The organism is Dyella solisilvae (assembly GCF_003351225.1).
GTDB lineage: Bacteria > Pseudomonadota > Gammaproteobacteria > Xanthomonadales > Rhodanobacteraceae > Dyella > Dyella solisilvae.
The window spans coordinates 755079-777245 of the sequence record NZ_QQSY01000001.1 but is presented as its reverse complement, the minus strand read 5'-3'; the positions used below and the strand labels follow the sequence as shown (position 1 = coordinate 777245).

Here is a 22167-nt window from a genome sequence, read left to right as displayed (position 1 = left end):
ATGACGGTCGTCACGGTTGTTGTTCGGCACGACGCCCGGCCATTCATTGCAAGATTCTTGGGGAGACATACCGCATGACCCGATTGACGATCCGGCCGCTGTTGGCGGCCTGCCTGCTGGCTTCGGTGGGCAGCGCCATGGCGATGGGCGACAGCACGCCTTCCAGCGACGGCATGCTCGGCTTCACGCCGCAGGGAGCCTCCGCCCAGTCGAGCCTGGAAAAGCGCTTCGATGCCTTGCTGGATCCCGCCGATCAGCGCGAATGGCTCAAGCAGATGTCGTCCGAGCCCAACCAGGTTGGCTCGCCGCACGACAAGGCCAATGCCGAGTTCATGCTGGCCAAATTCCGCGAATGGGGCTGGGATGCGCACATCGAGACCTTCGAGGTGCTCTATCCGACCCCGAAGAAGGTGGCGCTGGAGCTGCAGGGCGCGCATCCGTTCACGGCGAAGCTGAGCGAGCCGGCCGTCGATGGCGACGCCACCTCCGGCATCACCAAGGACGTGCTGCCGCCCTACAACGTGTACGGCGGCGACGGCGACGTCACTGCGCCGCTGGTTTACGTCAACTACGGCATGCCCGACGACTACAAGGAGCTGGAGCGCCGCGGCATCGACGTGCGCGGCAAGATCGTCATCACCCGTTACGGCGGTGGCTGGCGCGGGCTCAAGCCCAAGCTGGCGCAGCAGCACGGCGCCGTGGGTTGCCTGATCTATTCCGATCCGCGCGACGATGGCTACAGCGAAGGCGACACGTATCCGCAAGGCGGCTGGCGTCCGGCCGACGGTGTGCAGCGCGGCTCGGTGGCCGACATGCAGCAATATCCCGGCGATCCGCTGACGCCTGGCATCGGCTCCACGCCGGGCGCCAAGCGTCTGGCGTTGAAGGACGCCAAGACCATCCTGAAGATCCCGGTGTTGCCGATCTCCTATGCCGACGCCACGCCGCTGCTGAAGTCGCTCACTGGCGACGTGGCGCCGCCGCAGTGGCGCGGCGCGCTGCCGCTGACCTATCACGTCGGCCCGAGCAACGCGCCGGTACATCTGACCGTGCAGTCGGACTGGGGCCAGAAGCCGGTGTACGACGTGATCGCGACCCTGAAGGGTTCGACCGAGCCCGACCAGTGGATCGTGCGCGGCAATCACCACGATGGCTGGGTGTTCGGCGCCTGGGATCCGCTCGCCGGCAACGTGGCCTTGCTGGCGGAAGCCAAGGCCATCGGCACGCTGTACAAGCAGGGCTGGCGCCCGCAGCGCACGCTGGTCTACGCCAGTTGGGACGGCGAGGAGCCGGGCCTGTTGGGTTCGACCGAGTGGGCCGAGACGCACGGCAAGGAGCTGCAGCAGAAGGCCGTGCTGTACCTCAATTCCGATACCAACGGCCGCGGTTACCTCAATGCCGGCGGCAGCCATTCGCTGCAACACCTGGTCAACCAGGTGGCGGCTGGCGTGGCTGATCCGGAAACCAAGGCCAGCGTGCTGGAACGCATGCGCGCGCGCATGCTGGTGGATGGCGCCGACAAGGACGCCAAGGCCAGCGTGAAGGAGGAGGCCGAGCTGGCGCAGAAGGGCGGCGATGTGCCGATCGGCGCGCTGGGTTCGGGCTCGGACTTCAGCGCCTTTCTGGAGCACCTGGGCATCGCCTCGCTGGACCTCGGCTTCGGCGGCGAGGAAGACAACGACGGCATCTACCATTCTGCCTACGATTCGTTCGATCACTACGCGCGCTTCGGCGATCCGACTTTCGAGTACGGCGTCGCGCTCTCCAAGGTGGCCGGTCATATCGTGCTGCGCACGGCCGACGCCAGCGTGGTGCCGATGCGCTTCAGCGACTTCAGCGACACGCTGGATCGCTACGTCGACCAGTTGCACAAGCTGGTCGACTCGACCCGCAAGGACACCGAGCAACAGCACAAGCTGCTGGACCAGCGCGCGTATGCGCTCACGGTCGACCCGACCCGTCCGGTGGCGGGGCCCGCTCGCGATTCGGACGTCGCGGAGATCAAGCTGGCGCCACTCGACCAGGCGGCTGCGGCGCTCAAGCAGAGCGCCAACGCTTATGAGGCGGCCTACAACGCACGCGCTGCGGCGGGCTTCAACCTGCCGGAAGCGCAGCGGCGCCAAGTCAATGCGCTGATGGCGCAGATGGAGCAGGCGCTGTCCGATCGCAGTGGACTGCCGGGGCGTCCGTGGTTCCAGCACATGATCTACGCCCCCGGCATGTTGACCGGTTACGAGGTGAAGACCGTGCCGGGCGTGCGTGAGGCGCTGGAAGGACGTCGCTGGGACGAGGCCAACCAGTACGCGACTGTCACCGCCAAAGTGCTGGATCACTATCGCGCGCAGCTGGACCAGCTGACGGCGTTGCTGAAGAAGACCTCGTAAGTCGCAGGTCTCGCATCCATCCGACCTTCATGCCGGCAAGCGCTGGTATGGAGGTCGGGGCGAGAGTCCGGCCGCAGGAAGCTCAAGCCTCCTGCGGCTGGTACATCAGGTATCCGAGAAACGAGCGCTTGAGCTCGCGAAGCAGCACCTTGTCGTCATCGGGAATGAGCGCTCGCCAGTTCTTCATGTTTTCGTCGATCAGGAAGAACTCGATGAGTGTTCCCGTGAGCGTCGCGAAGGCGAAGGACAGCGCCAGGGACGGATCCGGATGAGGGATGTCGTCGCGGTACGCCAGCAACACGTCGAGCACATACGTGTACGACTGCTTTTCCAGCTTGACCGCCTTGTTCTTGAAGGCGAGGTGGTCGCTGCCCTGCACGAACTGACGCAGCCCCATCAACAGGCCTGAGTTGGCCCGATACGAAGCCAGCGTCGCGGAGATGATCTGCTCGATGAGTTCAGGCAGGGTGTGTTCGCGCGTCATTGCCGGTGTGAGCACGCGGCGAATGTGCACGTCCTGATTCTCGAGAATGGTCAGGATCACGGTTTCCAGCAGAGCGTTCTTGTCCGGAAAGCGTCGATACACCGCCCCCGGGGTCAATCCGGCGTGTTCGGCGATGCGCGGAATCGTGGTGGCGTCGAGCCCGTAGCGCCCAAGCACCTCCATGGCCGCTTTGAGCAGCTTCTGTTCCGATTCGCGGCTGCGCGCCTGGCGGGGAGCGAGGGATTTCCTGGTCATCGAGCGGCCTTTTCCTCCTGCGAGCGCCCAGTTGACTCCCGCATAATGCAAATGTAAATTTACATATACAAATTGAACCGGGAGGCCTGCCGTGAGTGCATCTCCAAGCGTTATCAGCGACGCGTCGCCAGCCGCCATCGAGCACCCGCTGCGCAACCGGATCTATCGGCGCTGGCTGGGCGGCAGCGCCATTTCCCTGCTGGGCGACCAGTTCTACCTCGTCGCCTTGCCCTGGCTGGTCTTGCAGCATCTTGGATCGGCAGGCGCCCTCGGCGCCGTGCTGATGGCAGGCGGCGTGCCTCGCGCGCTGCTGATGCTGTTCGGCGGTGCATTGGCGGATCACATCTCCGCCCGACGGATCATGTTGATGACCGCGGCGGCCCGTGCGGTGTGCGTGGCCGTGATCGGCATCCTGGCATGGCGCGGCGCGCTTTCAGCCTGGACGATCTACGCGCTGGTGATCGCCTTCGGCGTCGCCGATGCGTTCGCATTGCCAGCGCAATCGGCTTACGTGCCATCGCTGCTCAAGCGCGAACAACTCGTTGCGGCCACGTCGCTGGCGCAGATCGTTGCGCAGCTCGCCGCGATCCTGGCGCCCTTGCCGGCGGGCCTCCTGATCGCTGGACTGGGTGTCGCTCCCGCACTCTTTGTCGATGCAGCAAGTTTCCTCTTCGTCATCGCCGCGCTGCTGTTTCTGCCTGATCCGCCCTTGACGGCGCGTCATGCAAGCGCGCTGAAGAGCATCGGCATGGGCATCGCCTATGTCATGCGCGACGTGCCGTTGCGGACGCTCATGTTGTTGGCGACGATCCTCAATTTCTGCATTGCCGGACCGATGGCCGTGGGCGTTGCCTACCTGGCGAAGACCCGGCTCGATTCGTCCTCCGCCTATGGCGTGATGGTGGCGGCGCTGGCGGCCGGCGGCCTGATCGGCGCCCTGGTGGCCAGCGCCTGGAAAATCCGTCGGCGTGGCGTGTTGATTGTCGCCGGTTCGGCTTTGCTCGGCTTTTGCCTCATGGCCATTCCATGGGCGGGAGGCGTGGCGAGCGTCGCTGGTGTCCTGCTGCTCATGGGCGCGACAGCCAGCCTCGTCAACGTGCACATCGGCGCCTGGATGATGCAACGCATTGACGTCGAGGTTCGCGGGCGCGTGTCCAGCGTCCTCATGCTTGCCTCATTCGGAACCGCGCCGCTGTCGATGGCTGTCGCGGGCTTTCTCATTGCGTGGAATGAAAACTTGTCGTTCCTGCTGGCGGGAGCGGCCATCTTGTTGACCGCCGTCGTCGCTCTGCTGAAACCGTCGGTGCGCGATATTCGAGAGTAAGCGCCTGATCCCTGATCCAGCGGATCCCGAGGCCGGATCAATCGGTCGCGGGATCCGTCAGATAGCCGACCTTGCGTTGTTTCGGCAGGCGCTTGATCTCCCATTCGGCCCGCGAGGCCTGCGAGCGGTTCGCGTAGGGCCGTGAACCGAGCAGGCGCAATGGCGGGTGGGAGCGCGTGTAGCGCGCGCCCTTGCCGGCGACATGGGCCTCATAGCGCGACTCCAGATCGTTGGTGATGCCCGCGTAGTACGTGCCGTCGCGGCATTCGATCAGGTAGAGCCACCACGTGTCGGTGACTGGGATGGAAGCGGCGGCGTCGGTCATGTGCGGGTGTGCTGAAGCGATCGAATGGCCATGGAAGTTTGCCGCATGGCTGGGTTCCTGGCGAACTGCCCTTCACTTGCGCATGGTGGGTGAGGGAGGAGCTGCGAGGCGGCAGTGCCTCCAGATCCTTCGCTCACGCCAGCGCCATTACGACGATGCAAGTTTGGTCCGGGCGAAGAACGCCACGATCCAGCCGAACAACAACATCGCGGCCAGATTGGCGATGAAGCTGAAGGTGCTGAAATGGGGCACGGCATGCAGCGCCGAGAGCGGGACCACCACGTAGTTCATCACGATGAAGATCACCACGCCGTAGGCGACGCCCCAGACCGGCCACCAGCTGCTGGCGGCGATGCGTCGCCGCGTCGCCCACACAAAGATGGCGGCGATGATGATCGACATGGCCCATTGCAGCAGCAGGCCCAGCGCCGCGTTGGACAGGCCACCGGCCAGCGAGGATTTGCCCAGCAAGCCGCCGGCGATGTACTTCAGGATGATGAGCGGGTGGTAGCCGCTGATCAGCGAAGCGGCGCCGATGTCGAGGGTGCCGGCGACGAATCCACCCCACAGGGTGGCGGCAAGGACGGGGTGACGCGCACGTGGCATGACGTACTCCCATGGCGCCCGGCGCGCCGGTACTGGCGTGCCTGCTGGCACGGCCACTTTAGTAGCCGCCCGGACGTCTGGCGACATGACTTTCCTCAGGGGCATGCTCATGCCAGAGGCGCAGCAACGGCGACGCTCCCTGAAAACATGGCGCGGGTCGCGCGGGCGAAGACGGGGCGGTTGCCCGTGTGGACCGGTCGCTACCGCGGTTACCATCACGCCCCATGTTGTTCTCCGATCCCAACGGATGTCCCGCCAAGACGCAGGTGGCCGAGCTGCGCGATTACCCCGAGTGGCATCGCGGGCGCGAGCGCTATGGCGTGTGGATCGTGCCGGTCGAGCAACCGGAGCTGCTGGGCTACATCGATGAGGCGCGGCGCGCGCTCGATGACTTGCTGCATCCTTGCCCGCTGCGGCAGCCCCATCTCACCGTGTTCGTGTGCGGCTTCGCTCGCGACACGGCGACCGAGGATGATGATTTCTCCCCAGCGCAGTTGCGACGACAGATCGCGATGCTGTCCGGCGACCTGGGCGCGGCGCTGGCGCTGCCGTTGTCTGCGCCGGACAGTTTCACCACGGCCGCCTTCATTCCGGTGCACGATCCCGAGGGCCGGCTGGCGCGATGGCGCAGCCGGCTGGGGGGCGCCGCCAATGAAGTGCGTCAGTCGACATACGTGCCCCACATCACGCTGGGGCTCTATCGAAAGGAGGTGACGGCGGCCGTGCTGCGCAGCCGCCTGGCTGGGATCGATCCACCCGTGATGGCGTTGCAGGCGCACTCGCTGAACTACGCCACCTATGAGACGCGCAGCCAGTTCGGCCCCTTGCACAGCCACCATCGGCTGGCGCTGCCGGGCGGCATCAGTACGCCGGCCTAGGCCGGCGCACGGCGCGGAGCATGCTCTTCCGCGCCGTGCGCGCCTGCAGCGGCGAAGGTCGCGCCATCAGCCACCCGTACCGCTGGACGAGGAGGCATTTGCTGTCGCGCGACTCTTGCCACTCTTGCCACCCTTGTGGGGTGCTCCCTTGTGGTCGCCCGGGTTGCGATACATGGTGTCGGCAATCTGTTTCTGTTCAGGCGACAGCACGGCGTACAGATCGTTGAAGGCGGACGCCAGCTTCTTCATGTTGTCAGCGTGAATCGCGGTGAGGTCCGCGTATGAACTCATCGCGTCAGGCGCGCTCATGGCGGGCAGTTTCTGCGCGCGCTCGCGAAATGCCTGGTCGGCCTTGCGGGCGTTGTCGCGCATGGTCTGCGCGAAGGCGTCCCAGGGTTTGGCTTGCTGATCGGTGATCTTCAGCTGGGTATGCAGGTCGGCGATGCGATGCTCGACAGCGTCGGCATGCTGTTGCCCGTGATCCTTGCTGGCTGCCGGGGTGGAGGAAGGCACCGTGGGCGCGCTGGCCTGTTGCGCCCAGCAGGGCGCGGCCACCAGCGCGAGCGACAGCAGCGCCGGGCGGGTCAGGTTGCGAAGTGATGTTTTCATCGTCGTTTTTCCCTGGCGGCGGGGACGGAGCGCTCATCAATAGCCGTCGTCCTCATAGACGACCGGCGGCGGAGGCGGTGGGGGCGGGGAGGTGTAGACCACTGCGGGCGGTGGTTGGGGCGTGGTGGAGCCTGCAATCACAGCCCCGGCGGCCACGCCCAGCAGGGCGCCGGCGACGATGGCGCCGGTGTCGTCATGCCCATGTTGGTAATCGCGATGGTAGTAGTCGCGATGGTAGTCCTGGTGTTCGACGTGCTCGGGATGGCCGTGGTCGTAACGGTCCTGGTCGTGGCGATAATCCTGTGCCGATGCCGGCAGTGCGAACCAGGGAGCCGCGACCAGCAGTGCGGCGATGCGGTGGCGCATGGCGATGGTCGAGCGGGATTTCATCGAAGTTCCCTCCGGCGGTGCGGCGGAATCGTGCCACCCAACCATAGGTCGGCCAACGTGCATGGCGACCCAACGGGATGCGCGGCCGCACGGTGTCTTAGGGAACGGTTTGCCTATGTCTGCGGCGCGTGAGCGCGAGCTACATGCGCCTGTATTGCGGGGAAATTTTGCGGTTCAGCGATGAAGAGACGGCCGCGCTCGCGTTGGCTGGCGCCCCTGAGGTGGTGTGCGGGTGACCCGCAGATTGAAGCGGCGATGAATCCCTGCGATCGCCACCGGGCTTCGTCGCGCGCAGGTTTCAGCGCCGAGGACGTCCACGGCGCCATGCCGCGTTGCGCGACGGGCGTGGCGCCTCGGCGTGGTGGAGGCGTGTCGCGCCTCCACCTGGCGTTCGGTCATCGGGCATCCATGAAATCGATGCGGTCCAGACCTTGCCGCTTGGCGGCGGCGATGGCGCCCGCCACCGCCTGATAGGTGGCGCCGTCGTCCGGCGCCACCACCAGTTCTGGCGGCTCGCTCCGATGCGCGGCGATGGCCAGCTGCACCTCCAGCGCGGCGGCGTCGACAGGCACATCGTTCCAGCGCATGGACCCATCGGCGCCGATCGACAGATGCACCGTCTCGGGTTCCGTCTGTCGTTCCGTTTTGCCCGGACCGGGCAGGTCGAGCTTGAACTCATGGGTCAACATCGGCGAGGTGATCATCACGATCACCAGCAACACCAACAGGACATCCACGAGTGGCGTGACGTTGATCTGGGCCAGCGGCGCATCAGATACACGTGCAGAGAAAGCCATGATTCTTCCTCCTGACGGCGTGATGTTGCATCGATGTGGGATGCCAGGCCTGGGGATGCGCTGGCGACTTGAGCTTACGCCCTCGCGGGGCAGGGCTGGCAAGTGCGGCGCCGCTGGGGCGGAAGGCGAGGTCGATGGCCGGTTGCGGTATGGTGTGTCGTTTTCCTCGGCTCGTTCCCATGCGTACTCTTCATCCCCGTCCTGACGCCATGCAGCCCGACCTGCTTGGAGGTGGTTCGGGTGCGCCCGCCGCCATCCATCGACTGTTCTTCGCGCTGATCCCGGACGAGGCGGTGGCGAAGCAGATCGAGACGGTGGCGACCGGCGTGGCGGCGAGCCAGCTTCTGCGCGCGCGGATGGTGCGGCGCTCGCGCTACCACGCCACCCTGCATTTCCTTGGCGATCACCACGAGCTGCGCCAGGACATCGTCAGGGCGGCGATCTCGGCGGGCGGCAAAGTGCAGGCAAGCCCATTCGACCTGGTGCTGGATACCGCGACAGCGTTCCATGGGCGCGAGCCACCCTGCGTCCTGCGCTCGTCGGAGGAGCCGGCCGCGCTGCAAACCTTGTGGCAGGACCTGCGCCAGGCCTTGGTTCTGGCCGGGCTCGGCTCGCACATCTCACGCAGCTTCGCCCCACACGTGACCTTTGCCTACAGTCGCGGCGGCTTGCCGCCCAGCACGCGGGTGGAGCCAGTCGCCTGGCGTGTCGAAGGATTCGCGCTGCTGCACAGCGTGGTCGGCGCGGGCGAATACCAGCTGCTGGACGCCTGGCGTTTCCAGTCCCGCTAGGCGTCACCACCCGGCCAGCCATAGCGGCAAGAACTTTCTGTGCGGCCGGTTGATCCATGGCGCGTCGCAACCAGACATACTCACCGAACCTTTGTGACGCCGGTGATTCGCTCCATGATCAAAACCCTGCTTGCCGCCATGCTGCCCCTCGCGATCGCGCTGCCTGCGCAGGCGACCACCCTGGACCCGCACCAGACTCAGGCCCGCGACATCTTCAGCCATGTGATCGCATTGAAGACGGAGATCGGCCAGGGGCAGGTGCCGGTGATGGCCAAGTACCTGGCCGAGCAGTTCCGGGCGGCGGGTTTTGCGGATTCGGACATCCATATCCTGCCGCTGGGCGAGACCGCGTCGATGGTGGTGCGCTATCGCGGTGACGGTACCGGCGGCAAGCCGGTCGCGCTGATGGCGCATATGGACGTGGTCACCGCCAAGCCTGAGGACTGGCAGCGCGATCCGTTCAAGCTGGTCGAGGAGAACGGCTACTTCTACGGACGCGGCACGCAGGACATCAAGAGCGGGGTCACCGTGCTCGCGGCCAACTTCATTCGCCTCAAGAAGGAAGGCTTCGTGCCCACGCGCGACCTCATCATCGTTTTCACCGGCGATGAGGAAACCACGCAGGACACCATGGAGGACCTGGTCAAGAACCATCGCGACCTGGTGGACGCCGAGTACGCGCTCAACACCGACGCCGGCGGCGGCGATCTCAGCGAAGCCGGCAAGCCGCTGGTGTTCGGCTTGCAGACCGCCGAGAAGGCCTATGCCAGCTTCGAGCTGACCACGCGCAATCCGGGTGGCCACAGTTCGCTGCCGCGCAAAGACAACGCCATCTATGAACTGGCCGACGCGCTGAAGAAGGTCCAGGCGTATCAGTTCCCGGTGATGTGGAACGACACCACGCTGGCCTCGTTCAAGGCGCTGGGCGCCGCCACCCAGGGCAATGTGGGGCAGGCCATGCGTGACTTCGCCAAAAACCCGCATGACGCGGCGGCCGCTGCCGTACTGGCGGACGAACCGTCCGAAGTGGGCAAGACCCGCACCACCTGCGTGGCGACCCTGCTGCGCGGTGGCCATGCCGACAACGCGCTGCCGCAATCGGCCACGGCCACCATCAACTGCCGCGTGTTCCCGGGCGTGGCCATCGACACGGTGCGTCAGGCGCTGCAGGAGCAGGTGGGGCCCAAGGTCGAAGTGACCCTGGTCGGCAAGGCGGTCACCAGCGACCCCTCGCCGCTGCGTCCCGACGTGGTGGCTGCGGTGACCAAGGCGGTGCACAGCATTCATCCGGGCGTGCCGGTCACCCCGGTGCAGGACTCCGGCGCTTCCGACGGCATCTATTTCCGCGCCGTGGGCATTCCCACCTATGGCGTCGACGGCATGTTCATGAAAAACAGCGACGACTTCGCGCACGGGCTCAACGAGCGCGTGATGGTCAAGTCGTTCTACGACGACCTGGCCTACTGGTACGTGCTGCTGAAGACCGTGGGTGGCCCGGCCCGGTAAGCCGCCTCCCGCACGTGCCGAAACGCATGCTGCGGATTATGCTCTGGGGGCGCAAAATGGCGCCCCCAGAGCCGGCTCCCTGTTTCTGCACGGCTCTCAACCTGACCACGGAGTTCGTTATGCGTCCGACCGTACTTGCAGTGCTGGTAGCCCTCGCTTTCCCTGTCACCGCAGCGCTGGCCACGCCGCCGGCGGCGTCGGCCATCCCCGCGTACGTCACTGCGGCCGTCAATGACCCGGCGCGCAAGGACGACAGCGCCAATGATGAGCGGCGCAAGATCGCCGACATCATGGCGTTCGCCGAAGTGAAGCCCGGCCAGTCGGTGGTGGACCTGATTCCCGGCAGCGGCTACTTCACCCGCGTGTTCAGCGGCATCGTCGGGCCCACGGGCCATGTCTACGCCGTGTGGCCGAACGAATACGGCTCCGAGGCGAAGTCGGATGTGCAGGCCTCCAAGGCGCTGGTCGCCAATCCGCACTACGCCAACGTGGGCGTGTTCATGGTGCCGTCCAAGGAATTCAAGACGCCGGGGAAGGTCGACCTGGTGTTCACCTCGCAGAACTACCACGACTATCCCGACAAGTTCATGGGCAACGTCGATCCGGTGGTGTTCGACAAGCAGGTGTTCGACTCGCTCAAGCCGGGTGGCCTGTTCGTGGTGATCGATCATGTGGCCGAAGCAGGTTCGGGCATGCGCGACACCGACACGCTGCACCGCATCGATCCGGCCATCGTGAAGAAGCAGGTGGAGTCGGTCGGCTTCGTGTTCGACGGCGAGAGCGACGTGCTGCGTAACCCGGCCGACCCGCATAACATCAAGGTATTCGACAAGGCGATACGTGGTCACACCGACCAGTTCGTCTATCGATTCCGCAAGCCTGGCTAAAGCATTGACTGATCCACTTCGATCCAGCCCGACGGAGGGCGCTGCGGCGCCCTCCGATGATCCGCCTCCCACGCGCCCCCAGCGACCCGATGACGAGGATTGCTGCGGGCAGGGCTGCGTGCCCTGCATCTTCGACCTCTACGACGAGGCGATGGGCCGCTATCGCGAAGAACTGGCGGCGTGGAAGGAGCGCCACCCCGGCGAATCGCCCGAATAAACCGGGCCCCTGCAGGACCGCAACCTGTACGCGACCACAGCGTCGAGTCACTGCCTCGGTCGCGCACGGGGTGCGCCGCTACAGGCTGGGCTTTACACTTGCGCCTCCGTTTTGCCGGATGGTTCGATGCACTCCCTGTCCCTGCGTGCCCTCGCGTGCGGCCTGCTGCTCCTGGTCAGCCAGGCCGGCCTGGCCCAGACGCCGCGCACCGTGCTGCTGGAGAACCTGACCTGGACCGAGATCCGCGACCAGGTCCATGCCGGCAAGACCACCATCATCATTCCCATCGGCGGCACCGAGCAGAGCGGTCCGGGCATCGCGGTCGGCAAGCACAACGCCCGGGCTGCTTTCCTCGCCCAGAAGATCGCCGAACGATTGGGCAACGCTCTGGTCGCGCCGGTAGTGGCGTATGTCCCCGAAGGCGGCTACGCGCCGCCGAGCTCGCACATGCGCTTCCCGGGCACCATCACGATTCCGGACGCGGTGTTCGAGCAGATGCTGGAATCGGCGGCGCAAAGCTTCGCCGTGCACGGCTTCCGCCACATCGTGTTCCTCGGCGATCACGGCGGCTACCAGAAGGACCTGGACCAGGTCGCGGCCCGGCTCAACAAGGCGTGGGCCGGCAAGGCGCGCGCCATCGTCCCGCCGGAGTATTACGCCAGCGCCTCTGACGGCTATGCCCAGCAACTGCGCCAGCGCGGCTATCGCGACGACGAGATCGGCACCCACGCGGGCCTGGCGGATACTTCGCTGCAGCTGGCGGTGGCGCCGCAGATGGTGCGGCAGGATCTGCTCCAGCACGGCCCCAGGCTGGGGCAGGCCGATGGCGTCTACGGCGGCGACCCGCGCCGTGCGTCCGCTGACCTTGGTCAGTTGGGCGTCGATGCTATTGTGTTACACACCGTCGAAGCCCTGAGGAAAGACACCCAGGCTCCATGACGCCCCTCCGGGGAAACCTCCAGACTTCCACCCATAAGTTGTTGCCCATGGCCATCGCACATTCCCTGCGCTCTTCCCGCCTGTTCCGCCTCGCTCCGCTCGCGCTCGCCGCGGCGTGCTTCGGCGGCCAGGTTCTGGCGGCCTCGTCCGTCACCACCGTTCCGGGCATGCCGCCGGTGGTCAACCCCGCCAACATGTACAGCGAGGCTGGCCTCAACAAGCTCAGCCCCGCCGTGGCGAACGACCCGGCGCGCATCTACGTGCCGAACCTGCGTTCCAACGACGTCTACGTGATCGATCCGGCCACCTACAAGGTGGTGGACAAGTTCAAGGTGGGCGAGGGCCCGCAGCACGTCGTGCCGTCGTGGGACCTGCGCACGCTGTGGGTCACCAACAACGCCGAGCGCAAGAACACCGGCAGCCTTACCCCGATCGACGCGCGCACCGGCAAGCCGGGCAAGGCGGTGACGGTGGATGACCCGTACAACATGTACTTCACGCCGGACGGCAAGGAAGCGATCGTGGTGGCGGAGGCGCACGCGCGTCTGGACTTCCGCGATGCGCACACCATGGCGCTGCACTCCAGCCTCGAGGCGCCGGAGTGCAAGGGCATCAACCACGCCGAGTTCAGCATCGACGGAACCTACGCGATCTTCACCTGCGAGTTCACCGGCAAGCTGACCAAGATCGACATGGTCAACCGCAAGGTGCTCGGCTACCTCGACCTGTCCAAGAAGGGCATGCCGCAGGACATCCGCTCGTCCCCGGATGGCAAGACCTTCTATGTCGCCGACATGATGGCCGATGGCGTTTACCTGATCGACGGCGCGAACTTCAAGCAGGTCGGCTTCATCAAGACGGGCGTGGGTACGCACGGCCTGTATCCCAGCCGTGACGGCACGAAGCTGTACGTGGCCAACCGCGGCTCGAACAAGGTGCATGGTCCGCGTGGCGGCAAGGGCAGCGTGTCGGTGATCGACTTCGCCTCGCAGAAGGTGGTGGCGAATTGGCCGATCCCTGGCGGCGGCAGCCCGGACATGGGCAACGTCAGCGCGGATGGCAAGACCTTGTGGCTGTCCGGCCGCTTTGATGACGTGGTGTATGCGTTCGACACCACCACCGGCCAGGTGCGCAAGATTCCCGTGGGCCAGGAACCCCACGGCCTCGCCGTGTGGCCGCAGCCGGGTCGTTACTCGCTGGGCCATACCGGCATCATGCGCTAAGCCCTTTGATCGGGAGCTTTGGGTGTCCTTCGTCGTAACGAAGGACACCCCGCTGCGCGCACGAGTCTCCGCACTGTCATCGCGTAGCAATCGCCGGCCCCGAATATAGCGGTCAAGTTGTGATGCGAATCACATTTTGACTTGCGATACGAGGGGCCGAGCATGAGCGGGAAGCAGTGGCTGGCGCGGCTGATATGCCGCGTTTCCAATCACCAATGGGTGCGCCCGGAACCCGGTCGCCGCGAATGCCGCCGCTGCGGAGGTGTTCAACTTCGTGCCTGGCGCCTTGGCTGAGTCCCAGTTCCTGATGGAGCAAGGCGCCGCTGCAGCATGATGAATGCGCTGATGGCGGATATCGAAAGGATCACCCTTCAATTCGCCGAAGGCAAAGGCGCGTTGAGGATCTTGCATGGGCTCGGTGGCGCAAGGCCACATGGTGCGAACGTCATTCGCAACCGAACCTGCATGACGGTGCGGTTGCGTCCACCTTTCTTCATTCCCAAAAACTTTTTTCTTGCGTGAACCTTGCGAGTAGTTTGCCTGCGCGCGTGTTCGCAATGCCTACGCCAAATTTTTGACACCCACGCATCGCCTTTGCCGAAGGCAACTGTTAAATTGTGATGAAGAGCACATTTTGACAGGGTGGGTCGAGGTGATGGCGGTGAAGTGGAAGCATTGGTCCGGGCGGCTGGCGTGCCGTTTGTTCAAGCACAAGTGGATGCGCCCGGAGCCCGGTCGTCGCGAATGTGCGCGTTGCGGGAGGCTGGAGCAGCGCAGCTGGCGAATGGGTTGATGAATTCCCGTACGAACCGCCCGCGCGGTTCGTAGACAGTGCGGTTCCATTGCCGCATGTCTTCAGCGGTGCCGGTGCCGATGATGGATGTCCGGAAAGTGCGGATGAGTGTGCGTCACCGCTGAGTGCCAGTGCGGGTGGGTGTGTGGCTCGCTGCCGTCCCAGTCGAAATCATGCTCGTGCTGATGATGTTCGTCGTGCACGTGGCGATGCGTGTGGCGCATCGGCTCATGGGTATGCTCGTGTTCGTGACGCTCGGTGAGGTGTAGCCACACGCCGGCGCCCATCAACGCTGTTGCGATCCAGAACGCGACCGTTGCGTGTTCCCCGAACAAGGCGATGGCAATGGCGGCGCCGATGAACGGCGCGGTCGAGAAGTACGCGCCGGTGCGCGCGCTGCCCAGGTCACGCAGGGCGAGCACGAACAGCACGAGGCTCACACCGTAGCCGAGAAAACCGATCAGCATGGCCGGCGCGGCGTGCGCAAACGAAGGCAGTCTGGCGCCAAGCACCAGTCCCAGCGACAAGTTGATGAAGCCTGCGACCCAGCCCTTGCTTCCTGCAATGAACAGCGCGTCGTTGGCGGAGACCTTGCGCGTGAGATTGTTGTCGATGGCCCAGCACAGGCAGGCGCCGGCGATGGCGGCAGGGCCGAGCCAGGAGTCGAGGCCGTCAGCGGCGCTCGACCACGACAGCAACAAACCGCCGGCCACGATCAGCAGCATGCCGGCCACGATGCGACGATCCGCGTTCTCCTGAAACACCACCCATGCCAGCACAGCGGTGAGTACTGCCTCGAGGTTGAGCAGCATGGACGCTGTGGACGCCGATGTACGGGCCAGGCCCAGCATCAGCAGTAGCGGGCCCAGCACGCCGCCAAACAGCAGGGCGCCCAGCCACCAGACCCATTCGTGTAGCGGCATCGTCGGCGGACGCAGGCTGCGCAGGTGCACCGTGCGGATGAGGCCCAGCCCGATGCCGCTGCCCAGATAGAGCAGGCCGGCGAGCAGGAACGGCGACACGCTTCCCACGAGCAGCTTGGCAAAGGGCGTGCTCGCGCCGAACAGCGCGGCGGCCGCCAGCGCGGCGAATACATCGCGGGGAACCGTCGTTCGATTCATGCATGCCTCGGGATGGAATGCAGCGGCCCTACCTGCCCATTCTACGTTGCGGCGCCGATGCATGGCGCCTATGGCATTCGACACGTATTGGAAAGACGAGGATTCCTGGTCTCGCGCATCGCACGTTTGGACGGCTATTTGCCAGGTTGTGCATCATGGGCGTTCACCGGTCCTTTCATCCGCGGAGCAAGTGGCGTGGCGGACGGGGCTGGCAATGCCTCGATCCGTCCCCATATCACCGGCTTGATTGCAGAGGACGCCCGATGATCCCGTTTTCCGTACTTGATCTCGCGCCGGTGACCGAAGGCAGCAACGCGGCACAGGCTTTCGCCAACACGCTGGATCTGGCCCGCCGCGCCGAACGGCTTGGCTATGGCCGCTATTGGCTCGCCGAGCACCACAATATGCCGGGCATCGCCAGTGCGGCGACCGCCGTACTGATCGGTCACGTGGCGGGCGGCACCTCGACCATCCGGGTGGGGGCAGGCGGCATCATGTTGCCCAACCATGCGCCGCTGCAGGTTGCCGAACAGTTCGGCACGCTCGCGTCACTTTATCCTGGGCGCATCGATCTTGGTTTGGGGCGCGCCCCCGGCACCGATCACGCCACGGCGCGCGCACTGCGTCGCTATTTCGACAGCGCCGAGGCATTCCCGCAGGACGTGTCCGAACTCCTGTCGTACTTCGAACCGGCCACCGACAGCCAGCCCGTGCGGGCGGTGCCCGGCGCCGGGATCGAGGTGCCGGTGTGGCTGCTGGGCTCCAGCCTGTTCAGTGCGCGGCTGGCCGCGACGATGGGGCTGCCGTTCGCCTTTGCCTCGCACTTCGCACCGGACCAGATGGACGAGGCGGTAGCCCTGTACCGCCGCGATTTCCGGCCATCACGCCGGTTGTCAGCGCCTTACGCGATGCTGGGCATCAACGTGGTCGCGGCCGACAGCGACGCGCAGGCGCGACGGCTGTTCACCACACAGCAGCAGAGCTTCATCAACCTGCGGCGCGGCCGGCCGGGGTTGATCCCGCCGCCCATCGACAACATCGAGAACTATTGGACGCCCACCGAAAAGTTCGGCGTGGAGCGGGCATTGGCGTGCGCGGTGGTCGGCGATGCCAACACGGTGAGAGATGGCCTCGCGGCGTTTGTCGCGCGTCATCGCCCCGATGAGCTGATGGTCACGGCCAACGTGTTCGATCATGAGGCGCGCTGCCGCTCGTTCGCGATGGTGGCCGAGGTGCGCCAGCAGCTCGCCGCCGCCTGAACGCGGCGCACCCCCCCAGTAGGAAACGGCCCCGCGCGCGAGGGGCGTGCAAACTGCCCGCGGTTGCGCTCTTTGGCGCCCTCCTGAAGAGGGCGATGCGAAGGTAGAACTCAGGGCTCGGCGAAGTTCTTCCGCAGATCCTGTCGGCAACGTGCCAGCAGTGGCGCGGGGAATGGTGAGAACGCCTCGCCGGCGTAGTCGGTGTCGCCATCGAGCAGCCCTTGTTCGGCCAGCAGCTGGCGCATCGCCAGTCGTTGCGCCACGTGGAGCACGCGACTCATTGGCAGCGTCATCGCATCGGCCGTGCTTTCGGCTTGTTCGACCAGCGCATCCAGCACTGGCGGCGGCAGGTCCCAGTGCCGTGAGGCCTGCACCGTGAGTTGGGCGGCGAGGCGGGCGCAGCCGGCGATGAAGAGTGACGAGCAGGCTGGCTGGTCCTGGCCCAGGCCTCTGTCCATCAGGCGCGCGATGGCGCCCAGGCCGGTGAAACCGACGAGGCCGGCGAGGTAGGCCTCGAACGGGTCGCATTGTCCCTTGCTCAGGAACACCGCCGCGTGGGCGCTGCGTTCGGCGTGGTCCCACAAGCGTTGGCCAACGACCTGCCCGCTGTTGCCGGCGCTGGCCATCAGGATCGGCTTCATCACGTAAGAGGTCACCACGTGGCGCAGGCCGATCTGGCCGAGCAGCACCACGGCGTGTTGCAGGCTTCCGATCGGATGGGCGGTGCGATAGGTGACGCTGCCGGTAACCCGCATCACTTCGCCCACCAGCACCGGGTCGCGCCGGATCAGGTCGGCGAGCTGGGCGCCGTTGACGGTGTCGCTCTTCATCGCGCGCATCAGCTGGGGCAGCACGCTGGGCATGCGCGGAAGGCTGCGCACGTCGAAGCGGCCGCTGTCGCAGGTGTCCTTAAGGCGCTGCAACAGCATCTGTTCGAGCGCCGGCTGGGCCTGCTCGCCGGCATCGACGGGCAGGTTGAGAATGAAGCGGTAGAAGCTTTCTTCCAACTGGTCGCAGGACACTGTGCCGTGCGGGCCTTCGTCCCCGGAAAGCCTTGTCAGTTCGCTCGCAGACGGGCGCGGCGCCGCCGTCGCGGGCGCGCGGCCACGTGCAAAGAACCAGTCCCGGATCCCCCTCATTGCGTTGCCTGCTCCACTCATGACCCGCCCCCGCTCCGCTCCTGTATCGGCGGGAAGTCCAGAACATGTAGGGTGGATTGCCGAGGTTGCGACGCGGTCATCAAAGGCTGGCGGCGGGCAGTTCGCCAATCCGGCGGACCACGCCCCGGCCCGCCCGGTAGCCGCTGGCGAAGCAGGCCGTCAGCAGGTAGCCGCCGGTCGGGGCTTCCCAGTCGAGCATCTCGCCGGCGCAGAACACGCCGGGCAGCGCCTTGAGCATCAGGTTCTCGTCCAGTGCTTCCAGTCGCACGCCGCCGGCGCTGCTGATGGTTTCGGCGATCGGCCGTGGACGCAGCAGGCGCAGCGGCAAGCGCTTGATGGCGCGCGCGAGGGCATCGGCGTCGTGGAATCGCTCGCGATCGAGCACTTCGTGCAGCAGCGCGGCCTTGACCCCGCTGAGACCGGTCTGGCGGCGCAGGTGATCGCTCATCGAGCGGCTGCCGCGTGGCCGGGCCAGTTCGTCGCGCAGGCGCTCAAGGGTGCGTCCCGGCGACAGGTCCAGCTCGATGGTGACGCCGCCATGCGCCGCGATGGAATCACGCAGCATTCCGGAGAAGGCGTAGATCAGGCTGCCTTCAATACCGGTGGCGGTGACCACGCATTCGCCTTGACGCGTGTGTTCGCTGCCGGAAGCATCACGCAGGTGGATGACCACGGGCTTCAGCGGAGCACCGGCGAAGCGGCTGGTGATGTGCTCGCTCCAGCCAATATCGAAGCCACAGTTGGAAGGCGCGAGCGGCGCCACGTCGACACCACGGTCGGTGAGCCACGGTTGCCAGGCGCCGTCGGAACCAAGTTGCGGCCAGCTGCCGCCGCCAAGGGCCAGCACCACGGAGTCGGCGTGGATGGAGCGCTCGCCCTCGGGTGTGGCCATGCGCAGGCTTCCGTCCGCGTTCCAGCCCAGCCAGCGGTGGTGCACGTGAAACTGCACGCCGCTTTCGCGCAGGCGATGCACCCAGCCGCGCAGCAACGGCGCTGCTTTCAGGTCGCTGGGAAACACCCGACCGGAGCTGCCGACAAAGGTATCCACGCCGAGCCCGCGCGCCCACTCGCGCAGCGCGTCGGCGTCGAAATCGTCGAGCCAGGCGGCCACCTCCGGAGCCCGCGCGCCATAACGCTGCACGAAATCCGGCTTGGGCTCGCCATGGGTGAGGTTCATGCCGCCCTTGCCGGCGATGAGGAACTTGCGGCCGACCGAGCCCTTGGCTTCGTACAGGTCGATCTCCAGGCCGCCGGCGCGAGCCGTTTCGGCGGCCATCAGGCCGGCAGGGCCACCACCGATGACGGCGAGGCGGGGGCGGGCGGGGCTGGTCGGCATGAGGGCGTGCTGCGAACGAGCGGTCAGGCGGCCGCCGGAGCCATGCGCGTGCGCGGCTCCACGGTCACGCTGGCGTCGTCGCCCAGCAGTTGCAGCTGGCCGTCCTGGATCAGGCATTGCAGGCGCAGGCTGCGTGCGCTCATCGCGGCCAGGGCGTCGACGGTCTCGCCGGCAAGGTCCAGCACCGTCAGGTTGCGGTGGCGCGCCAGTGCGCCCGCGTTCTTGTCCCACCAGATGTCGGCCGCCCGGCCGCCGTAATTGAGGACCACCACCTGTTGCGCGCGGTTGCAGGCCTTGCGGATGCGCGCCTCATCGGGCTGGCCCAGCTCGATCCACTGTTCGATGTCGCCACCGTAGTCCCGGCGCCACAGCGCGGGTTCGTCCTCGTCGCTCAGGCCACGGCCGAATTCCAGCCGCTCGTCGGCGTGCAGCGCGAACGCGAGCAGGCGCACCATCAGGCGCTCCTCGGTTTCCGAGGGATGGCGGGCGAGGGTCAGCGCATGCGTGGCGTAGTAGTGCCGGTCCATGTCGCTGACCTGCAGTTCGGCCTTGTAGATAGTGGCGGTGAGGGCCATGGCGGCATCCGGGTGACGGTCAGCCGCCTATTGTACGTGGCCCGTGCTGCTCCTGTAGGAGCGCCCCGGTGCGCGACCCCCGAGGTGGTGCGGCCCCAGGACGAAACTGGCCGCGCGCAGGCAGGGTCAGCCCTGGCTCAGCTTGTCCAGCAAGGGCTTCACGAGGTCCAGCGGCAGCGGGAACACGATGGTGGAGGCCTTGCCGCTGTTGGAGATGTCGGCCATGGTCTGCAGGTAGCGCAACTGCAGCGCCTGAGGCTCCTGTGCCAGCAGGCTCGCGGCGTCGCGCAGTTTCTCGGCGGCCTGCAGCTCGCCTTCGGCGTGGATCACCTTGGCGCGCCGTTCGCGTTCGGCCTCGGCCTGGCGAGCGATGGCGCGCACCATGGTCTCGTTGAGGTCCACGTCCTTGATCTCAACGTTGCTCACCTTGATGCCCCAGGGGTCGGTGGCGTCGTCGAGGATCTGCTGCAGGCTGTGGTTGATCGAGTCGCGCTGGGACAGGATGTCGTCCAGCTCGTGCTGGCCCAGCACCGAGCGCAGGCGCGTCTGCGCCAGCTGACTGGTGGCCTGGAAGAAATCGGCGACCTGCAGGATCGCCTTGTCCGGTTCCATCACGCGGAAATACACCACCGCATTCACGCGCACAGACACGTTGTCGCGCGAAATCACGTCCTGCGGCGGCACGTCCATCACCGTGACGCGAAGGTCCACGCGCGTCATGCGCTGCACGATCGGTATCAGGATCACCAGTCCCGGCCCCTTGATGCCGGTGAAGCGACCCAGTGTCAGCACCACGCCGCGCTGGTATTCAGGCAGCACCTTGATCGACAGGAACAGCAGCGCAGCGACCCACACCACGATCACGCCGAAGAAGCCGAGCATAGGTGTCACCTCCTGGTAGCCAGTCATGCCTGGGTCACCCGCAACAGCAGCCCGTCGCGGCCGGTCACGCGCACGCGGGCGCCAGCCGGAAGCGCCGCTTCGCTATGCACGCGCCATTGTTCTCCGGCGATGCGCGCCCAGCCTTCGCCGCCGGCGCTCACCGCCTGCATCAACTCGCCGGTGGCCAGCAGCAACTGGGCGTCGCCATTGAACGGGCGCGCTCGTCGCGAGCGGGTCACGAGGCGCAACAGCATGGCCAGCACGGCGGCGCCGGAAAGCCCGATGCCGCCAATCACGCCGACGTTCACCGCATAGCCGGGCACGCCGGTGTTGAACAGCATGACCGAGCCGATCACGAAGGCGATCACGCCACCAATGCCGATCGCGCCCACCGAGGGCGCCAGCGCCTCGGCCAGCACCAGCCCGATGCCCAACGCCATCAGGGCCAGTCCCGCGTAGTTCACCGGCAGCAACTGCAAGGCGTACAGGCCGATCAGCAGGCAGATGGCGCCGGCGACGCCGGGCAGCAACGCGCCGGGATGGAAGGCCTCCAGCACCAGTCCATACACGCCCGCGAGCAACAGCAGATAGGCTAGGGTGGGGTGGGTGATGATGCCGAGGAAGCGCGTGCGCCAGTTCGGCGGATAGTCGCGCACCGGAAGGCCGGCGAGATGCAGCGTGACGTCGGCGCCGGCCACGCGCACGTGGTGGCCCTCGGCGCCCGCGAGCAGGGCCGTGGTGTCCGGCGCGATCAGGTCGATCACATGATTCTGCAAGGCCTCGTTCGCGGTGAGCGTGGCGGCGCCGCGCACTGCCTGTTCCGCCCACGCGGCGTTGTGGTTGTTGAGCTGGGCGAGGGAGCGGATCGAGGCGATGGCGTCGTTGAGCACCTTGGTGCTTTCCGCATCGGGCGGCGGCTTGGCCGCCGTCGCGGCCGGCGCCGGTGGGTTGCCGACCGGCAACGGGCTTTCGCCGCCCAAAGGCACCGGCGTCGCCGCGCCCAGGTGCGTGGCGGGCGCCATGGCGGAGAACGGACAGGCGTAGAGGATGTAGGTGCCGGCAGACGCCGCGCGCGCGCCGCTGGGCGCCACATAGCCCAGCACCGGCAGCTTGGCGGCGAGCAGGCTGGCGATGATCTGGCGCATCGAGTCGGACAGGCCGCCGGGCGTATCCAACTGCACGATGATCGCGCTGGCGCCGTCCTGGGTTGCCCGCTGCAGCACGTCATCCACGTATTCGGCCGAGGCCGGGCCGATCGGTCCGATCAGGTCCAGCCGCGCCACGAAGGGTTCAGCGCGCGTAGGCCCGCCAGTGGCCGGGGCGGCCACTGTGGATCCGGCAAGCAGCACGACGACAAGCGCGCCTGCCAACATCCCGAGCCATCGCCTCATGCGTGGGCCTCCTCGAAGGTGGCGGCATCACTTTG

The 22167-nt window shown here is 66.4% G+C and carries 23 protein-coding genes; 11 read left to right on the top strand and 12 right to left on the bottom strand.

Going from position 1 to position 22167, the window contains the following annotated elements:
* Positions 1–74 precede the first annotated feature (74 nt).
* The gene (locus DVT68_RS03430; RefSeq protein WP_114823625.1) at positions 75–2384 is read left to right on the top strand and encodes a transferrin receptor-like dimerization domain-containing protein; all 2310 of its coding nucleotides are present in this window, start codon (positions 75–77) and stop codon (positions 2382–2384) included.
* An 82-nt stretch (positions 2385–2466) separates the two neighbouring features.
* Here the strand turns inward: DVT68_RS03430 and DVT68_RS03425 are convergent, their stop codons facing one another.
* The gene (locus DVT68_RS03425; RefSeq protein ID WP_158543449.1) at positions 2467–3123 is read right to left on the bottom strand and encodes a TetR/AcrR family transcriptional regulator; all 657 of its coding nucleotides are present in this window, start codon (positions 3121–3123) and stop codon (positions 2467–2469) included.
* A gap of 91 nt (positions 3124–3214) precedes the next feature.
* Here DVT68_RS03425 and DVT68_RS03420 point away from each other — a divergent pair, with 91 nt between their 5' ends.
* A complete protein-coding gene (locus DVT68_RS03420; RefSeq protein ID WP_114823624.1) occupies positions 3215–4447 on the top strand; it encodes an MFS transporter in 1233 nt (410 codons plus the stop codon).
* 37 nt (positions 4448–4484) lie between these two features.
* Here DVT68_RS03420 and DVT68_RS03415 read toward each other — a convergent pair whose 3' ends face one another.
* Both DVT68_RS03415 and DVT68_RS03410 read right to left on the bottom strand, forming a co-directional pair.
* Complete coding sequence (locus DVT68_RS03415) at positions 4485–4772, bottom strand: GIY-YIG nuclease family protein (protein WP_114823623.1); 288 nt, start codon at positions 4770–4772, stop codon at positions 4485–4487.
* 147 nt (positions 4773–4919) lie between these two features.
* Positions 4920–5378: a hypothetical protein gene (locus DVT68_RS03410; protein WP_114823622.1), complete on the bottom strand. Its 459-nt coding sequence runs from the start codon at positions 5376–5378 to the stop codon at positions 4920–4922.
* A 224-nt stretch (positions 5379–5602) separates the two neighbouring features.
* Between DVT68_RS03410 and DVT68_RS03405 the strand changes: the two genes are divergently transcribed.
* Positions 5603–6256: a 2'-5' RNA ligase family protein gene (locus DVT68_RS03405; RefSeq protein WP_114823621.1), complete on the top strand. Its 654-nt coding sequence runs from the start codon at positions 5603–5605 to the stop codon at positions 6254–6256.
* A 66-nt stretch (positions 6257–6322) separates the two neighbouring features.
* Here the strand turns inward: DVT68_RS03405 and DVT68_RS03400 are convergent, their stop codons facing one another.
* The 3 genes from DVT68_RS03400 to DVT68_RS03390 all read right to left on the bottom strand — a co-directional run bounded on the left by DVT68_RS03400 (position 6323) and on the right by DVT68_RS03390 (position 8052).
* Positions 6323–6865, bottom strand: coding sequence for a Spy/CpxP family protein refolding chaperone (locus tag DVT68_RS03400; protein WP_114823620.1), 543 nt, complete (start codon positions 6863–6865; stop codon positions 6323–6325).
* A gap of 36 nt (positions 6866–6901) precedes the next feature.
* Entirely contained in the window at positions 6902–7255 is a 354-nt protein-coding gene (locus DVT68_RS03395) for a hypothetical protein (RefSeq protein ID WP_114823619.1), read from the bottom strand.
* A gap of 395 nt (positions 7256–7650) precedes the next feature.
* The gene (locus DVT68_RS03390) at positions 7651–8052 is read right to left on the bottom strand and encodes an ExbD/TolR family protein (RefSeq protein ID WP_114823618.1); all 402 of its coding nucleotides are present in this window, start codon (positions 8050–8052) and stop codon (positions 7651–7653) included.
* 179 nt (positions 8053–8231) lie between these two features.
* Here DVT68_RS03390 and thpR point away from each other — a divergent pair, with 179 nt between their 5' ends.
* From thpR to DVT68_RS20240, 7 genes are all read left to right on the top strand, one after another.
* Positions 8232–8843 (top strand): RNA 2',3'-cyclic phosphodiesterase, encoded by a 612-nt coding sequence (thpR, locus tag DVT68_RS03385; RefSeq protein WP_233523324.1) that lies wholly within the window; start codon positions 8232–8234, stop codon positions 8841–8843.
* A 114-nt stretch (positions 8844–8957) separates the two neighbouring features.
* A complete protein-coding gene (locus DVT68_RS03380) occupies positions 8958–10349 on the top strand; it encodes a M20/M25/M40 family metallo-hydrolase (protein ID WP_114823616.1) in 1392 nt (463 codons plus the stop codon).
* 119 nt (positions 10350–10468) lie between these two features.
* Positions 10469–11236 (top strand): class I SAM-dependent methyltransferase, encoded by a 768-nt coding sequence (locus DVT68_RS03375; protein WP_114823615.1) that lies wholly within the window; start codon positions 10469–10471, stop codon positions 11234–11236.
* Positions 11190–11453, top strand: a complete 264-nt coding sequence (locus DVT68_RS03370; protein ID WP_325050402.1) for an oxidoreductase-like domain-containing protein — start codon at positions 11190–11192, stop codon at positions 11451–11453. The genes DVT68_RS03375 and DVT68_RS03370 overlap by 47 nt, the downstream gene beginning before the upstream one ends.
* A gap of 126 nt (positions 11454–11579) precedes the next feature.
* Positions 11580–12392 carry a creatininase family protein gene (locus tag DVT68_RS03365; protein ID WP_114823613.1) on the top strand — a complete coding sequence of 271 codons (813 nt, stop codon included), beginning with the start codon at positions 11580–11582 and terminating at the stop codon, positions 12390–12392.
* A 47-nt stretch (positions 12393–12439) separates the two neighbouring features.
* Positions 12440–13615 (top strand): YncE family protein, encoded by a 1176-nt coding sequence (locus tag DVT68_RS03360; RefSeq protein ID WP_114823612.1) that lies wholly within the window; start codon positions 12440–12442, stop codon positions 13613–13615.
* Between the two features lie 330 nt (positions 13616–13945).
* Positions 13946–14137, top strand: coding sequence for a hypothetical protein (locus DVT68_RS20240; RefSeq protein WP_147281659.1), 192 nt, complete (start codon positions 13946–13948; stop codon positions 14135–14137).
* 333 nt (positions 14138–14470) lie between these two features.
* Here DVT68_RS20240 and DVT68_RS03355 read toward each other — a convergent pair whose 3' ends face one another.
* Positions 14471–15529, bottom strand: a complete 1059-nt coding sequence (locus DVT68_RS03355) for a DMT family transporter (protein WP_114823611.1) — start codon at positions 15527–15529, stop codon at positions 14471–14473.
* Positions 15530–15792: 263 nt separating this feature from the next.
* On the opposite strand from DVT68_RS03355, the gene DVT68_RS03350 reads away from it, so the two are divergent.
* Entirely contained in the window at positions 15793–16788 is a 996-nt protein-coding gene (locus DVT68_RS03350) for an LLM class flavin-dependent oxidoreductase (protein ID WP_114823610.1), read from the top strand.
* A 110-nt stretch (positions 16789–16898) separates the two neighbouring features.
* Here the strand turns inward: DVT68_RS03350 and DVT68_RS03345 are convergent, their stop codons facing one another.
* The 5 genes from DVT68_RS03345 to DVT68_RS03325 form a co-directional block, all read right to left on the bottom strand.
* Entirely contained in the window at positions 16899–17927 is a 1029-nt protein-coding gene (locus tag DVT68_RS03345; protein ID WP_114823609.1) for an HDOD domain-containing protein, read from the bottom strand.
* Between the two features lie 100 nt (positions 17928–18027).
* Positions 18028–19284 carry a TIGR03862 family flavoprotein gene (locus DVT68_RS03340; protein ID WP_114823608.1) on the bottom strand — a complete coding sequence of 419 codons (1257 nt, stop codon included), beginning with the start codon at positions 19282–19284 and terminating at the stop codon, positions 18028–18030.
* Between the two features lie 23 nt (positions 19285–19307).
* Positions 19308–19859 carry a YaeQ family protein gene (locus tag DVT68_RS03335; protein WP_114823607.1) on the bottom strand — a complete coding sequence of 184 codons (552 nt, stop codon included), beginning with the start codon at positions 19857–19859 and terminating at the stop codon, positions 19308–19310.
* A 126-nt stretch (positions 19860–19985) separates the two neighbouring features.
* Positions 19986–20741 (bottom strand): slipin family protein, encoded by a 756-nt coding sequence (locus tag DVT68_RS03330; RefSeq protein WP_114823606.1) that lies wholly within the window; start codon positions 20739–20741, stop codon positions 19986–19988.
* Positions 20742–20764: 23 nt separating this feature from the next.
* Positions 20765–22132 (bottom strand): NfeD family protein, encoded by a 1368-nt coding sequence (locus tag DVT68_RS03325; protein WP_114823605.1) that lies wholly within the window; start codon positions 22130–22132, stop codon positions 20765–20767.
* Positions 22133–22167 lie beyond the last annotated feature (35 nt).